18 protein-coding genes are annotated in these 16,280 nt (G+C 31.2%); 5 read left to right on the top strand and 13 right to left on the bottom strand.

The window, feature by feature from the left end:
* Positions 1-108: 108 nt before the first annotated feature.
* The 5 genes from LQ609_RS03435 to LQ609_RS03455 form a co-directional block, all read right to left on the bottom strand.
* On the bottom strand, positions 109-1,113 hold the full coding sequence (locus LQ609_RS03435) for a 5-oxoprolinase subunit C family protein (RefSeq protein ID WP_078357353.1): 1,005 nt from the start codon (positions 1,111-1,113) through the stop codon (positions 109-111).
* The gene (locus tag LQ609_RS03440; protein ID WP_078357352.1) at positions 1,104-1,805 is read right to left on the bottom strand and encodes a carboxyltransferase domain-containing protein; all 702 of its coding nucleotides are present in this window, start codon (positions 1,803-1,805) and stop codon (positions 1,104-1,106) included. The genes LQ609_RS03435 and LQ609_RS03440 overlap by 10 nt, the downstream gene beginning before the upstream one ends.
* A gap of 36 nt (positions 1,806-1,841) precedes the next feature.
* On the bottom strand, positions 1,842-2,057 hold the full coding sequence (locus LQ609_RS03445) for a hypothetical protein (protein WP_078357351.1): 216 nt from the start codon (positions 2,055-2,057) through the stop codon (positions 1,842-1,844).
* 61 nt (positions 2,058-2,118) lie between these two features.
* On the bottom strand, positions 2,119-3,867 hold the full coding sequence (gene pabB / locus LQ609_RS03450; protein WP_239734317.1) for an aminodeoxychorismate synthase component I: 1,749 nt from the start codon (positions 3,865-3,867) through the stop codon (positions 2,119-2,121).
* Complete coding sequence (locus LQ609_RS03455) at positions 3,845-4,447, bottom strand: anthranilate synthase component II (protein WP_107508999.1); 603 nt, start codon at positions 4,445-4,447, stop codon at positions 3,845-3,847. Before LQ609_RS03455 ends, pabB begins: the two co-directional genes overlap by 23 nt.
* Positions 4,448-4,650: 203 nt before the next feature.
* On the opposite strand from LQ609_RS03455, the gene queC reads away from it, so the two are divergent.
* Genes queC through queE form a run of 3 tightly spaced genes read left to right on the top strand, consistent with a single transcriptional unit; the run spans position 4,651 to position 6,453 of the window.
* Positions 4,651-5,319: a 7-cyano-7-deazaguanine synthase QueC gene (gene queC, locus LQ609_RS03460; protein WP_078357348.1), complete on the top strand. Its 669-nt coding sequence runs from the start codon at positions 4,651-4,653 to the stop codon at positions 5,317-5,319.
* On the top strand, positions 5,319-5,750 hold the full coding sequence (queD, locus tag LQ609_RS03465; RefSeq protein WP_078357347.1) for a 6-carboxytetrahydropterin synthase QueD: 432 nt from the start codon (positions 5,319-5,321) through the stop codon (positions 5,748-5,750). The genes queC and queD overlap by 1 nt, the downstream gene beginning before the upstream one ends.
* On the top strand, positions 5,743-6,453 hold the full coding sequence (gene queE, locus LQ609_RS03470) for a 7-carboxy-7-deazaguanine synthase QueE (RefSeq protein WP_078357346.1): 711 nt from the start codon (positions 5,743-5,745) through the stop codon (positions 6,451-6,453). Before queD ends, queE begins: the two co-directional genes overlap by 8 nt.
* A 142-nt stretch (positions 6,454-6,595) precedes the next feature.
* Here the strand turns inward: queE and LQ609_RS03475 are convergent, their stop codons facing one another.
* Both LQ609_RS03475 and LQ609_RS03480 read right to left on the bottom strand, forming a co-directional pair.
* The gene (locus LQ609_RS03475) at positions 6,596-7,264 is read right to left on the bottom strand and encodes a DUF1129 family protein (protein ID WP_078357345.1); all 669 of its coding nucleotides are present in this window, start codon (positions 7,262-7,264) and stop codon (positions 6,596-6,598) included.
* Positions 7,248-7,595, bottom strand: coding sequence for a PadR family transcriptional regulator (locus LQ609_RS03480; RefSeq protein WP_078357344.1), 348 nt, complete (start codon positions 7,593-7,595; stop codon positions 7,248-7,250). The genes LQ609_RS03475 and LQ609_RS03480 overlap by 17 nt, the downstream gene beginning before the upstream one ends.
* 252 nt (positions 7,596-7,847) lie before the next feature.
* Between LQ609_RS03480 and LQ609_RS03485 the strand changes: the two genes are divergently transcribed.
* Both LQ609_RS03485 and LQ609_RS03490 read left to right on the top strand, forming a co-directional pair.
* A complete protein-coding gene (locus tag LQ609_RS03485; protein ID WP_239734318.1) occupies positions 7,848-8,423 on the top strand; it encodes a hypothetical protein in 576 nt (191 codons plus the stop codon).
* A 48-nt stretch (positions 8,424-8,471) separates the two neighbouring features.
* On the top strand, positions 8,472-8,720 hold the full coding sequence (locus tag LQ609_RS03490) for a GlsB/YeaQ/YmgE family stress response membrane protein (protein ID WP_078357342.1): 249 nt from the start codon (positions 8,472-8,474) through the stop codon (positions 8,718-8,720).
* Positions 8,721-8,813: 93 nt separating this feature from the next.
* Here LQ609_RS03490 and LQ609_RS03495 read toward each other — a convergent pair whose 3' ends face one another.
* The 6 genes from LQ609_RS03495 to LQ609_RS03520 all read right to left on the bottom strand — a co-directional run bounded on the left by LQ609_RS03495 (position 8,814) and on the right by LQ609_RS03520 (position 16,272).
* Entirely contained in the window at positions 8,814-9,536 is a 723-nt protein-coding gene (locus LQ609_RS03495) for a YwiC-like family protein (protein ID WP_078357341.1), read from the bottom strand.
* 84 nt (positions 9,537-9,620) lie between these two features.
* Entirely contained in the window at positions 9,621-10,448 is an 828-nt protein-coding gene (locus LQ609_RS03500; RefSeq protein WP_239734319.1) for an aldo/keto reductase, read from the bottom strand.
* Positions 10,449-10,461: 13 nt separating this feature from the next.
* Positions 10,462-11,184, bottom strand: coding sequence for a pseudouridine synthase (locus LQ609_RS03505; RefSeq protein WP_078357339.1), 723 nt, complete (start codon positions 11,182-11,184; stop codon positions 10,462-10,464).
* A gap of 153 nt (positions 11,185-11,337) precedes the next feature.
* Positions 11,338-12,684, bottom strand: coding sequence for a hemolysin family protein (locus LQ609_RS03510; protein WP_239734320.1), 1,347 nt, complete (start codon positions 12,682-12,684; stop codon positions 11,338-11,340).
* A 193-nt stretch (positions 12,685-12,877) separates the two neighbouring features.
* Entirely contained in the window at positions 12,878-13,669 is a 792-nt protein-coding gene (locus LQ609_RS03515) for an alpha/beta fold hydrolase (protein ID WP_107509557.1), read from the bottom strand.
* A gap of 668 nt (positions 13,670-14,337) precedes the next feature.
* Positions 14,338-16,272, bottom strand: a complete 1,935-nt coding sequence (locus LQ609_RS03520; protein WP_239734321.1) for a PTS fructose transporter subunit IIABC — start codon at positions 16,270-16,272, stop codon at positions 14,338-14,340.
* Positions 16,273-16,280: the final 8 nt, after the last annotated feature.

Below are 16,280 nucleotides of genomic sequence, written 5' to 3' on the forward strand. Positions count from 1 at the left end.
CAGTATTATAATTTATACTACTTTACAATAAATTTCAACTAATAACCATAAATTAATCCAAAAAATGTGTAAAAAGTGCATACAATAGACACAATTTACACATGTGCATTATTTATTTAATTCTTCATTTAACTTATATTTTATCCCTGTTTTAATTTGTTTTATAAACTGAGCGTGTTTTTTTAAATTTAATTCAGCTTCTTGAATTGTTAGTTTCTTAAAAATCATTTTAGAGTTATGTTTTTTTTGCGCTAATTTATCAATATGATAAGAAGCAATTGTACCTATTTGAGGATAACTTGATAATGATTGATGATCGTTTAACATTACAACAGGTTGATTTTCTTGATTTAATAAAACAGTACCTTTTTTTACACTTAAGAATGGTTGATCCACAATTTTACGATTGATAACAGATTTACCTTCTAATGTTAATCCTGTTCTATTAAAACGATTTGTTACTTTATAAACTTGATTTTCAAGATGCTTTATTTCTGCTTCATTAAAGTGCGTCATGCCTTCTCCAGAAACTACATGGAATATATCTGTAAAATAATTTAAGGCTAACGTATATTGATCAACACCCCAATCAGCAGTCTTAGTTTCTTCTAAGTTCTCGAATAGTTTCTTTTGTAATGATGTATAATTTCTACACATTTCTATCTCATCACCTACTTGCAGTATACGACCGTTGTGGCCACCCATTTGCAAGCGTATACTCGTTGACTTAGAACCTAACCATTCTTCTGCTACAATGCCACCAGCAATCGCTAAGTATGCTCTTGTGCCTTTTGCGCCTTCACCAAAACTTAGTACCTCACCTTTATTCATTAAATGAATCTTATATGGAGTTATTTTTTCATTATCTTTATATGCGGGGAAATTAGCGCCAGTAAAAGCAATTAAAGTTGGTTCAGTAAATTGAATGGCTGGTAACTTAAATGTCATTTCAATTAATGCTTCATCTTCATCATTTCCAACTAGCATATTAGCTAATCTATGATTAAATTGATCGATAGAACCATTTTTAACAATCCCAATATGTTGATACTTTTGTCTACCTAAGTCTTGTAATGAAGTGTATAATCCAGACTCTCTAATAATTACTGACATGGGTTATACCCTCCATCCTTGCTTTCTAATTCTTCAACTACATTTAAAATGACATCATCACCAAAATTAAGTTTACATTCACTACTCTGTCTGTCAAAGATCTCAACGTTCGTCCAACCAATAACTGGCCAGTCTCCGCTCGTATCAGTAGTAGTGATAAATAACTTATCTCGTTCTATACATAATGAGCCTTTAGGAATAAATTGTTTGTAATTGCAGTTGTCCGAAAATAAACGGTGACTTAACCCAGACAAATAAGGGCATCCTGGTGTGTGCCCTATCATGGAAACAAAATAAGTTCTCGATTCGAGTACTTGTAATTGTTCGTCTGTTGATAAATCTGTTAAATGGTCAAAATCAATACCGTACTTACCACCAATTACGACATCTATTGCAATAGATTTTTTTATAATTTCTCTATTATTTAAATCCTTTTTCTTCTGATAAATAATACGTTCAACAAATTCTGTCATATATTTATATGGCTCATTGATTTGATGATTCATCATCATACTATATGGATGGTAAACAACCATTAAACTATTCTCACTTGGAATGACCTCATCTATAAAAGGCATTTCTTGATTCAATATTTCTAATCTAAATTCATTTATTTCATGCGTTAACTGTCTTGAAGGTTCACGATCACTCATTACTGTGAGTGCAGAATCCCCCTTAGGATATATGCGCATTTAAAGACACCTCATTCTATTTTGCTATATAAAGCATCATTGTTTACGATAAAATACATCTGTTAAATCAATAAAAACATGCGTTAACTGATTAACAAATAAGCCTACAAAAACAATTGCTACGGCAAATCCAATATATAAATACGCAAAACTTTGCTTATTTTTTTCTTGTCTTAATTGACTCAAGACTACACGTTTTAAGTAAAATGCTATTAAGATCACTATTACTAAATATAATAATGCTAAGAACATATCTTTTCACCCGTCCTTATATGATGTTTACTATTTTACTATTTGTATCTTTAGATTACCATCAAAATTTAAAATCTATTTTAGTCCATTCTCTCAAACTATTAATCATAAATACTTCGTAATTACCATTTTTTATATGTTTTAACATTGTATTCTTATCAATGGTTTGTTCTTTAATGTATCCTTCTTCTAGCAATTGTTGTCTCATACAACCATTTAAAATTTGTTCTTTATATAAGGGTGTTATGTAAGTTTCTCCATCTTTAATAACAACATTACCTATATCAAATTCGGTTATTTCATTCTCTTCATTATAATATAATATGACATCAGTATCATGTTCATGAATAAAATGATTACGTTCAGTTGTTTTATTTCTAATATATTTAGAAGCGATTGGCTTAGCTTGTTTTAATTTTGCTGTTAGTGGTTTCTTAGATTCAACTAACTCTTTAGTTTCCATATTAAATACACCATCTGAAGTCAGTTCTATTCTTAATTTATACGTTCCATCTCTTTGACTTTGTTCGGCATCATCAAGTAATTCGTTCCATTTTTCAAGTTCAAATGGTATTTCCAAATCTTTAGCACTTTTTAAAATTCTTTCTGTATGCTTATAACGTCTTTGTATAATTCCCTGTTCTATTCTCATCGTTTCTATCAAATTCACTTTAGGTATATTTAGAATTCTAGTTTTCAATTTAAATTCCTCGATTTCCGCTTTAGCAACTGAATCAATTGTTATACCTGAACCAACTCCGTAAATAGCTCTATGCTCATTATTATGTATCGTTCTAATAGGCACATTAAAAATCATTTTCCCATCTGGTAATAATACACCAATTGCCCCACAATAAATACCTCTAGGCTTTTTCTCTAAACTTTTAATAATTTGCATAGTTGATTCTTTAGGCGCTCCCGTTATTGATCCACATGGGAATAGCGCTTGAAGAATATTAAACAAAGTAAGTTCATTTTTTATTTGGCTACGTATTGTGCTCGTCATTTGATAAACCGTTTTATATTTTTCGATTTTAAATAAATCTATCGTTTCCACTGTTCCAACTTTTGAAATTTTACTTAAATCATTTCTTAATAAATCAACTATCATTACATTTTCTGCTCTATCTTTTTTAGAATGCTTTAATGTATTGAGATTTTCTTGATCTTCAGTTTCATTATTACCTCTAGAAATCGTACCTTTCATTGGTTTAGTTAACAATGAATTTGCTAAATGCTGATGCGGCCCAAGTTGAAAGAAGAGTTCTGGAGAAATAGAAATAATCGTTTCATTATCGTGTTCAATATATGCTTGGTAATCACCATTAGATTCTTCAGTTAATGATTTAAAATAAGAATACCCATCTTGAATTGAATTAGAAGTTAATTGCGTCGTATAGTTCACTTGATATGTATTACCTAATCTTATTTCATCTTGTATAGCATGTATATTATGAGCTAACTCGTCATTAGTGTTCATTGCATGCCATTCAATATTGTTATTGGATTGATTATGACTAACTAATTCACTAAATTGTTGAACAGGTTTGTCATACACTTGAATTGAGCCATAATTATCCCCAGTTCCGTACACCTCTAGAGATGGATCAAACGCTATAGCACTTTCATATGGCAAAGTTATCACAACGTAGAATCCTTTACGTTGATAATAACTCGCTTTATCAACTAATGATTGCACTTCATCTATACTATTAGCAGTAAGTGTATCAATTGGATTTTGAAATTTTAGGTCTAATTTTTCTTCATTTTGCAAGTCACTAATATATTTAAACTGAATATGTGTTTTCAATTTGAATACCTGCTTTCCTTAAGAAGTTCGCTAATTGTTCTAAACCAAATTCACTTAATATTGATTCAGGGTGATATTGAACAGCTTCAATTGGTAAAGACTGATGTCGAATTGCCATTGGTATTCCGCTCTTTGTACGCGCCGTGACAATAAATTCTTGCGGAATCTGTTGATTATCAGCTATTAAAGAATGATATCTAGTAACTTGAAATGATTGAGGTAAGTCTTTAAACAACCCCATTCCATCATGTGTTATTTGAGCAGTATGCCCATGAACTGGTCGTTCACCTTTTATCACTTTGCCTCCAAATGTAGAAATTAACAATTGAAAACCTAGACATACGCCAAGTATCGGTACATCTTTATAAATATTGTAGATACAAGACTTTAACTGTGTATAATCATCAGGATGCCCAGGTCCAGGCGAAATAATAATCACGTCCGGATTAATAGCCTTAACTATTTCTGCAGTTACCTCTTCAGACTTCAAAACTTTTATTTCAATATTTTTAGTAATTATTTTTATATATTCAATAATGTTATATGTAAATGAATCGTGGTTATCTATCATCATGATCATAAGTTTACACGCTCTTCTTTCCTTAATTTCAAATTAATCATACCATATCATAAACTTGCTTTTACAAAATGATTATATTATCATTTGTATATTCAATAAACTAAGAGGTTACTAGCTTACACCCTCTATAAAAAACTAGACTCCTACGTCTACCTTTTTATAGAAGGCAGGCTTTTTTTATGCCTTTATAAAGGAGAAACATTATGTCAGAAACATTAAAAAATGCAAAAGCACTTGTCGTATTTAGTGGAGGACAAGATAGTACAACATGCTTATTTTATGCAAAAGAACATTTTAAAGAAGTAGAATTAGTTACGTTCCAATATGGGCAAAGACATGATTTAGAAATTAAGGTTGCTGAGGACATTGCTAAAGAACAAGGATTAAAACACCACGTACTTGATATGTCTTTACTTTCACAACTTTCTCCAAACGCATTAACAGATCATAATATGAAAATAGAAAATGATGAAAATGGAATTCCAAATACATTTGTACCTGCTAGAAACTTACTGTTCTTATCATTTGCTGGTGCGTTAGCCTATCAAATAGGTGCTAAACACATTATTACAGGTGTTTGCGAAACAGATTTTAGTGGCTATCCTGATTGTAGAGATAGTTTCATCAAATCTATGAATTTATCACTTAACTTATCAATGGATAAAGACTTCGTTATACATACACCACTTATGTGGTTAAATAAAAAAGAAACATGGGCATTAAGTGACCAATTAGGCGCACTAGACTATGTTAGAGAAAAAACATTAACATGTTATAACGGTGTTATGAGTGATGGTTGCGGTGAATGTCCTGCTTGTAAATTAAGAAACCAAGGTCTAGACCAATACCTACAAACGAAAGGAAGTTTATAATGCTACAACAAATTTATCCAAGTGTTCAACATCCTTATGCCTTTGAACTCAATAAAGATTTCAACTTTTCTAGTGCTCATTACATTCCTTATGAAGAAGCTGGAAAATGTGAAAACATCCACGGTCATACTTACTTTGTAAACTTAACAATCGCAGGTAACGAGCTAGATAAGATGGGATTTTTAGTAAACTTCAGCGAACTTAAGACATTAATCCATAAAAGATATGACCATAGACTATTAAATGACTTTGAAGAATTTAAAGATAACAGTCCTTCTACCGAACAAGTTGCACAAACAATATACAATATCGTACAAGAATCTTTAGACAAAAGAGTAAACAAACCTAAATGTGTGCAAGTCTTTGTCAGAGAAACACCAACAAGTTATGTCGTTTATCGTCCTTTAAAAAACGGTGACAATAATGCCTAAAATACCTGTATTAGAAATTTTCGGTCCTACCATTCAAGGTGAAGGATCAGTCATCGGACGAAAAACGATGTTTGTTAGAACAAGTGGCTGTGATTATAGATGTAGCTGGTGTGATTCTAGTTTCACTTGGGATGGTTCAGCTAAAGATGATATTCGACTACTTGAACCAGAAGATATTATATCTGAATTAGACGCACTTGCTCCAAACAAATATCAACACGTAACTATATCAGGTGGTAATCCAGCACTAATAAAAAATATAGGTCCATTAGTAGAAACTCTTAACGACAGAGGTATTAAGACTGCACTCGAAACACAAGGATCAAAATTCCAAGCTTGGATGACACTAATCGATGACTTAACAATTAGTCCAAAGCCACCTAGTTCTGGAATGAAACCAAATTTACCAATTCTTGATGAAGTTATAACACAATGCGTTCAAGACAGTCTTTCACTTAAAGTTGTCATTTTCGATGAAGACGATTATCAATTCGCGAAAGACATACACAACCGTTACCCTTCAATACCATTTTATCTACAAGTTGGTAACCCATATTTAGACGACAGCGTTTCAAATCATACAGAAAAACTATTAGAAAAATACGAACAATTAATAGATAAAGTCATGAACGATACATTAAATGACATTTACGTCTTACCACAACTGCACACTTTATTATGGAGTAATAAAAAAGGCGTTTAATATTTCTCAGGAAATAATTTTTAATGATGTAAGTGGGCTAGAATTAAGATTCTTGAAAAAATGAGATAAGACGAAAGCCTGGGACAACTATTTTGTCTCAGGCTTTCATTATATTGAGATTAGACTTCTGTCCAACCCTCTTTTATGCTATTTTCTTTTTATTCTGCGACATTTTATATAGTCCAAAAATAGCGATACCTATTAACATGAATATCCACCATGGAATATAAACTTTCATCATATCTTTAAATATAATGTTTGGTGTTAATATTAATAAAGCTGGAATTACGCCAACTAATAAACCTGCATAAACTGTTTCTTTCAGTGTCTTATATTTAGATTTATCAAATATATATCTTTGAATAATATTGAATAGAATTTTCACTATAAAGAATCCACCTATTGGAACTAGTATTAATAGCGAAATCATGGATATTATCGGTGTCTTATAGTCTGCAAAAATACCAGCTATACCTGAGACAATAAAATAAATACTATAGAAGTAAGCAACACCCATCATTACCATCTTCATAATTGCTTTGTTAGATTCATTAGGCAGCTCTTCTAAAATTTCATCAGCATGTCCTTTAACGTCATGTCCAAAAAATGTTATAGCTGATGTACCGTGAGAAGTAGCTTCTAATAAATGATCTAATACATCCATCAAAATAACTTCTGTCTCATGTTCACTAACTCTTAAGTCTGTTCTTACATATAATAAGAAGTCTTCATATACTTCTAAATCTTCTTCATTTAATTGCTTTCTTTTAGTATTATTTTCATCAATCAATTGTTTAGTTGTTCTTGTCATCGTCAGTACTCCCTTTTAACAATTTAGTAATTGGGTCTTTTATTTTTAGCCATTCGTTACTAACTATTTCTAACTCTTCTCTTCCTTTATCAGTTATATAGTAGTATTTTCTCTTTGGTCCTTGTTCACTATGTTTAAATTCACTATAAATAAATTCTTTGTTCAACAACCTCAGTAAAATCGGATAAATCGTTCCTTCGCTTACTTCTGTAAATTGATGTTCATTTAGTTTACGAGATAATTCATAACCATATACTGGTTGAGATTGAATAATAGACAAGATACAAGCATCTAACAAACCTTTTCTCATTTGTGTCTTTATAGACGACATAGTAATAACCTCTTCCAATTTTTACTACTACTTTGTATTACAAGATAGCTTGCTTCAATACTAGTAAATTACACTTATAATGTCAAATACTCTTGCAAAATCTTTACATAAATATATATTTAGTGATTAAATGTTAAGGAATTGTTATAATTCGTAGATGAGACTAGTTTAAGGTAGGAGACAGATATGGCATTTCTCGTTTCAATTAATATCATTCTGTGTATCGTCCTAATGTCATATAACTTTATAGTAATGAATAAGAAAAAGCGTATAAATCATTTCGCTATTTCAATAACAATTGCTTTGAATGGTTTAGTTTCCTTTATAATCATCAAAGAAATTAACTTCATCACGATAGCTGTAACAATTATGTTACTTATATGGGCATTCTTGCATACATGGATTCAAATTAAATATGCTCCAAACTATATTGAAAATCAATTTTTTGTACTTTATATCATTACTATTGTATTTAGTGTGTCTTTAAATGTCGTTTATTTAGACAGTAAACTTTCAATATATCAATCTGTGCCATATTTTGGTGTCAGTTTATTTATATTGGGGCAAATCATTGCTTACCTTTCATTGTTTACTCAAGCAATCGAAGCAGATGGTAAAAGACTTTCAAAAATCTACCAAAAAGGTATATACAGATACTTTATACATCCTCGATTAGTAGGAGAAATCTTATCAATTGTAGCAATAATATGTATGATTGTACTTACTCCACACTGGTTTATATTAATACCAGTATTCCTGTTTTATATTTTGTTTATTTTATGGCAAAAGTTATTTAAAACATCTTATTATGTTTCAAATGCAAAATAACTGGGTACTTAATTATAGAAATAGAAATATAATAAGGAGGTACACTCAATGGGCTTTATATTAATGTTAATCGTAGGCGGACTTATAGGTTGGCTAGCAGGTGTTATTTTAGGTAAAGATATTCCAGGCGGTATTATCGGTAACATTATTGCCGGGTTAATAGGTTCAGTAATTGGTGGTTCTTTACTAGGCGATTTAGGTCCAGTATGGGGTGGAGTAGCAATTATACCAGCACTTATCGGTTCAATTATATTGATACTCGTACTATCATTTATCTTAAAATTGATTAGAAAATAATATTTATAATTTTAAATAAAAGAAAACACAAAAGAGCAATCATCCATACAGATGATTGCTCTTTTGTGTTCGTTAACTGGTTCAATATAGTCATTAATGTAAATAAATCGATCCAATGATTAACACGAATATAGAGTTTGCTATTTCTATCAACCCTACATGCATTATTTTTATTTTCTTTCCATATAAAACTATTGCACGAATTAAGCTAGGTAAATACATTATCATTATTAAAGGGTTTACTATTAATCCTATAACTACGATACATAAATGATAAATCCAAGAACTCCATTTATATTTAATTGATTTTTTCTCTCTTATCATTGTTTTTACATATAAGATTGTTCCAAAGAAATACAAAAAGCTCAATATAAATACAGGTAACCAAGCATTAATATTAGATAATGCTGTATTTAATAATACACTTATTACGCCAAACAAACAAAAGATAATGACAGCTATTAAATCATTTGTAAATGCTCTCTCGTTTTTCTTTTTAGCGAAAAATGCATTGATTAACGATAATGGAATCATTAATAAAAATATCCAAAATGTTTCAAATTTATAAAGTACTATAGGTATAAATGATATGAGTACTATTATTCCAAATAAACTCGCTGTATAGATGTAGCCAATTTCTTTTTTTCTTTTCTTTAAATAGAAAAACACTTGATCACTCATGAAATAAGCTGCTAATACGCCCAAATATAATAATATATGTAAAAATGTAAAACCGCTTACTGCTATACCGAATGCGATGGGCAATATAATCATTGACCAAACGCCATGTTGATTTGGTTTCTTAAATTTAAACAAAAAAACACCTCCACACACTTATTCTACTAAAAGATATATATGAAATACATCTTAATTCAAACAAATATGTGAAAGTTTTTTATATTATTTCATATCTCCAATTTTAACTTCATCAGGATCTCTAAATTGTCTTTCGTTTGTATGAAGACTATCAATTTCAGCTAAATCTTCTTCAGTTAATTCAAAGTTAAATACATCAAAGTTTTCTATAATTCTTTGGTCATTTTGTGATTTTGGAATAACGATTCTGCCTTGTTGTAAGTGCCATTTAATGATGACTTGTGCTGCAGTTTTATTATATTTGTCTGCTATTTCTTTCAATACTGGGTTATTGAGCCATTCTCCTCCTCTCATTAACGGACTCCACGCTGTAATTTTAATACCTTTACTTTCGCAATATGCTTGTAAATCCTTTTGATTAAATATTGGATGGAATTCTACTTGATTTACTGCAGGTACGATTTCTGTTTCGGCTAATAATTTTTCTAAGTGATGCTCTTTAAAATTACATACACCTATAGCTTTAATTTTGCCTTCTTTATACAATTGCTCCATCGCTTTGTATGTTTCAATGAACAATTCATCTTCTGGACACGGCCAATGAATTAAATACATATCTATATATGTTAGTTGTAACGATTCTAAAGAGTCATTAAAAGCTTTAATTGTTTCTTCATATCCTTGAAAATCATTCCATAATTTAGTCGTTATAAAAAGTTCTTCACGGTCTATATTAATTTTATTTAATGCTTGACCTAATGCTTTTTCGTTTTTATAGAACCAAGCAGTATCGATTGCTCTATAACCTGTTTCAATTGCCGTATTCAATACTCTCTCAACATCTGCTTCATCTATTTTATAAATACCTAATCCTAATTCTGGAATATTTACATCATTATTTAATTTGACCATTTTAATAACCCCTTTATTTAGATATCATTCGCTCTCTTTTTGGTTTATAGGAAAGTGACTGCGTTAGTTCTTCAAATTCTTCTTTTGTTAAATCTCTCCATTCACCATATTTAATTCCTTCAAGTTTAATATTCATAATACGTATTCTTTTTAATTTTTTAACTTCATATCCTAAAGCCTCACACATACGTCTAATTTGACGATTTAATCCTTGTGTTAAAATAATTTTAAATGTTCTATCATTTAGTTGCTCTATTTTGGCTGGAAGCGTCTTCTGCTCTAATATTTCTACCCCTTCAGACATTTGTTTAACGAAATCTTTAGTGATTGGTTTATCTACTGAAACGACATATTCTTTTTCATGATTGTTCTCAGCACGTAATATTTCATTTACGATATCTCCATCACTCGTAAGCAACAGCAGCCCTTCAGAATCTTTATCAAGTCTACCAATATGAAAAATTCTTTCTTGATGATTCACATAGTCAACAACGTTACCTTTAATATGTCGTTCTGTAGTGGATGTAATACCACGAGGTTTATTTAATGCGATATAAACATAGCCTTTATCAATCGTTATGATTTCATTATCGACCTTAACAATATCGAATTCTTCTACTTTTGATCCTAAGGTTGCCAACTCATCATTGATCTTTACACGATTAGCACTTATCCATTTATCTGCACCACGCCTTGAACAAACGCCTGCTTCACTTAAATATTTATTAATTCTCATACACATGTGTTCCTCTCTCAAACAATCTACTATGATTTCTATTTTACATGATGCGCATCGTTAAGACAAAAAAGACACGTTTGTATTTAATTAAAATAAGCAGTAGAAGTCCAATTATTATGGATTTCTACTGCTTGATAATTAAACTATTTTTTAATCTTCATCTTCTTCATCGTCATCAAAAATACTTCTACGTTCTTTCATGAATTCTTTGTGTAATGCTACCGTTTTAATTTGGTGATTCTCAACATCAATTACAACCCATTTGTCATATTCAGTGTCTACGTAATCATCTTTTTCAATTTCTGGTTTATGTGCTTGTAACCATCCACCGATAGTATCTATATCATCTGAATCTTCAAATTCAATTCCGAACTTTTCTTCAAGTTCTGATAAAGTTACACGACCATTAATTTGGTAAGTATCTTCGCCAGTCTTAATGATGTCATTTACCTCATCATCATCAAATTCGTCTCGTATTTCCCCAACAATTTCTTCTAGAATATCTTCCATAGTAATGACACCAGCAGTGCCACCGTACTCATCGATTACTAATGCCATATGGACATGATCTTTCTGCATTTTCACTAATGCATCACTGATTCTCGTAACTTCGTGAATAAGTGGTAAATCATGTATATAGCTATTAATTTTAATTGAGTTACCAGAAGCATATTCTGTTAAAAATTCTTTAACGTTAATAAAGCCTTTAATATGGTCTTTATCGCCATCTTCAGAAATTGGATAACGTGTATAATGATGTTCGTTTATAATTTCTAATAATTCTTCGATATTAAATGGTTCAGTTAAAGTAACCATTTGCGTTCTAGGTACCATGATATCTTTGGCTAATCTTTCATCGAATGAGAAAATATTTTGCATATAAGCTAATTCTGTATGGTTAATTTCACCACTTTGATAGCTTTGAGTCATGATAAGCTTTAGTTCTTCTTCTGACATTGCCTGTTCTTCGTTAGTAGGTTGAATACCTATTGCTCTTACTAAAATACGTGCTGTTCCATTCATAGACCAAATTAATGGCTTCATAACAATACCAAAGTAATATAGCGGTCTACCAAAAACTAGTGTTAATCTTTCAGCTTGTTGTATAGCAACCGTTTTAGGCGCTAATTCACCAACTACAACATGAATGAATGTAACAATTAAGAAACTGATTACGATGGAAAAAGTTGTTGTTAATGCATCTGGTAAACTAAAGAAATCTAGTACTGGATGAATAAGTACTTCAAATGTTGGTTCACCAATCCAACCTAATCCAAGTGATGTAACTGTAATACCAAGTTGACATGCAGATAAATAATAATCTAGTTCTTTTACCATCTTGTGAACAATTTTAGCTGTTTTACTACCTTCAGATATCAACTGTTCAATTCTAGTCATACGTACTTTAACAAGTGCGAATTCAGATCCTACAAATACCATTGTAAATGCAATTAATATAAAGAATACAATAAAGTTCATTATGGTCGAAATTTCCAATTAGTTCCCTATTTCTAGGGATTCACCTCCAAATATTTTGCGGTGACACTATGGCCACCTTTTTATTACGTTTTTCTATAGGTTTTATAATAAAATATGAATTTAAAACTAAATCCTTCCCATTGAGTGTCACCTCCCCCGATATTAGCATATTATTTCCAGTATATCACAATTTAATCTCAATTTAAATAATCTATAAAAGAATAGGCTTTGCTAAATGCTTCATAATAAATTCAGAACTTACTTGGTTAAAAGCTTCAGGCTGATCAATATTACATACATGACCAGCTTCTTCTATTATTTCTAAAGTAAAATTTTCATTCTCTTTAACTAGTTTCTCAACTGGTGGCATAAATAAATAATCTTCCTCACCCATTATAAATAAAGTTGGAATGTCTCTCGTAGCAACTTGTAAATGGGCTAAATATGGATTCACTAGTTTTGTCAGCTTAACCCATTTAATAAAATGCTTTTGGGAAACTTTTTTAGCTTCGTTCACAAACCTTAATCTTGATTCTTCATGTGCTTTTTTCGGCATAATAATGTATGCAAAAAGTTTATAAAGTAACATGTAAGGTACAAAATTCATTATTGTACGTCCTACAGCAAGTAAAAACTTTGTTCTTAAATTCACATTTATAATGGCTCCGCCTAACACTAAAGTTGAAATTCTTTCTGGATAAGATTCAGCCATTGCTTGACCAACTATTGTACCTAGACTCATACCAATAATATGAGTTTTATCAATTTTTAAATAATCTAATACATCTACAACTTCTTTCGCCAGATGTTTAAAAGAATCATTTTTCTTCCATTCTTTATTTGCAGATTTTCCATGGCCTCTCAAATCAACTAATAAAATATTAAAATGCTTTCTATAATATCTCATCTGCTTAAACCAAATCGAAGAACTACCACCTGCTCCATGTAATAATGTAACCCACTCTGATTCATTTGATTTTATTATCGTCTTGTAATATAACATTTTTCGCTCTTTCCTTATATTTACCATATTCTACTTAAATGAGAATATTTTAAATTAATCATATAAAATATTCCCTGAGAATTCAATTTTAAACACGTGATTTTAGTATCATACTTTTGACTGAGACGAATGTATTTGCATGTTTACAATACAAAATTATTTATAGACCACCTATATTCACACAAGTTGGGAGAAGTGTAAGCATGGGTATCTATATTCACACTAGTCAAAAGAAGTGTAAGCATGGGTACCTATATTCACACAAGTTGGAAGAAGTGTAAGTATGGGCATCTATGTTCACACTAGTCAGAAGAAGTGTAAGCATAGGTATCTATATTCACACAAGTTGGAAGAAGTGTAAGCATGGGTACCTATATTCACACAAGTCAGAAGAAGTGTAAGCATGGGTATCTATGTTCACACTAGTCAGAAGAAGTGTAAGCATGGATATCTATATTCACACAAGTCAGAAGAAGTGTAAGCATGGGTATCTATATTCACACAAATCAGAAAAAGTGTAAGTATGGGCATCTATGTTCACACTAGTCAGAAGAAGTGTAAGCATAGGTATCTATATTCACACAAGTTGGAAGAAGTGTGAATGGTTCTTATAAAAAAAAGAGCAGAATTTCATTTTCACAATGAATTTCTGCTCTTTTTTGATTTTATTATTCTACTTCTTCAACCATTTCTAATTGTTCTTGAGTTAATTTTGGTTTAAGTAATCCGTACATTATGGCAGCTACTAATGCTCCAATTACTACTGCTAATAATGTTTGTAGTACGTGTCCAAAGTCAGTTGCAAATATTACAAATATTCCTCCGTGTGGTGCTTGAATACTTGAACCTAATCCTAAAGCAATTGCACCACCGATTCCTGAACCTACCATCATTGATGGTATTACACGTAATGGATCTGCTGCTGCGAATGGAATGGCACCTTCAGTTATAAAGGATAATCCCATTACATAGTTTGGAATGATTGAACCTTTTTGTGCTTTTGTAAATTTTCTTCTGAAGATAAGCATAGCTGTTGCGATAGCGATTGGTGGAATCATACCACCAACCATAGCTGCTGTTATCGCAGCTGCATTACCTTCTGTTAAGGCTGCTGTAGCAAATACATAAGCTGCTTTGTTAAATGGTCCACCCATATCAATTGCCATCATGGCACCTAATACTAAGCCAAGTAACACTATATTTGAGCCTGATAAATTGTTTAATCCATCTAATAATAAATTATTCAACCAAGATGTTGGTGGATTTATAACATACACCATTAATAGTCCAGTTAATGAAACTGATAAGATTGGATAAATTAAAGTTGGTTTTAAACCTTCAAACATTTGAGGTAGATTTTTAAATGCATATTTAACACCTTCAGTTAAATAACCTGCAAGGAAACCTGCAATAATACCACCTAAGAATCCTGAACCACCGGCTACTGCTAACATACCACCGACAAGACCAGATGCGAATCCTGGTTTATCAGCAATACTTCGAGCGATAAAACCAGCTAATATAGGTACAATTAATTGGAATGCACTTTCACTACCAATAGCCCATAAATTTGCAGCGAATTCATTGTATTGATCACTCTTAGGATCAAATGAATTCTCTCCAAATAAAAATACAATTGCCATTAATATACCACCAGAAATTACAAGTGGTAACATATTAGAAACACCATTCATTAAGTGTTTATAAATTGTTTTAGATACACTTTGCTTTTCATTGCTTGTAGAACTACTTTGTTTTCCACCTTTTGCAACAAATGGTTTACGTGAAGTATCTTGTGCCATATTTATAAGTTCTTCTGGTCGTTTAATACCATCAGCTACTGGAACTTGCACAACATTCTTACCATCGAAACGAGCTGTTTCAACATGTACATCTGCAGCTACAATAATACCTGAAGCTTTTTCAATTTCTTCGTCTGTTAAATGATTCTTAATACCACCTGAACCATTTGTTTCTACTTTAATAGGAACGCCCATTTTTTTAGCTTGATTTTTCAAAGAATCTGCAGCCATATAAGTATGTGCAATTCCTGTAGGACATGCAGTTACAGCTAGTACTAATCCTTCTTCTTGAGAAGCTGTTCCATTAGATGCAACAGCTGGTTCTTCTGATTGTTCGTCCGTTGCTTCGTCATCATGCTTGTTAATAATGTTTAATACTTCTTCTTCATTTTTCGCTTGTAATAATTCTGCTCTTACATCTTCGTCCATTAAAATTCCAGAAAGTTTTGCTAATGCATCTAAATGCGTTTGAGCACCACCTGCAGGAGCTGCAATCATAAAGAATAAGTGTGCTGGTTGCATATCTAAAGATTGATAATCAACACCATCAATCGATTTACCGAATGCAATAGCTGCTGATTGAACAGCATCTGTTTTTGCATGAGGAATTGCTATACCTTCACCAATACCAGTCGTACTTTGTGATTCTCTACTATGAATTGCTTCTTTAAAAGTAGCTTCGTCACTTAATTTACCTGCTTTATTTAACTGTGTAACAAGTTCATCTATTACTTGATCTTTACTAGTAGCTGATAAATCCATTGTTATCGTTTCTTTAGTCAATAGTTCAGTAATTCTCATTTTAATGA

The sequence above is a fragment of the Mammaliicoccus sp. G-M28 genome (assembly GCF_022386595.1).
In the GTDB taxonomy this organism is placed as follows: domain Bacteria; phylum Bacillota; class Bacilli; order Staphylococcales; family Staphylococcaceae; genus Mammaliicoccus; species Mammaliicoccus fleurettii.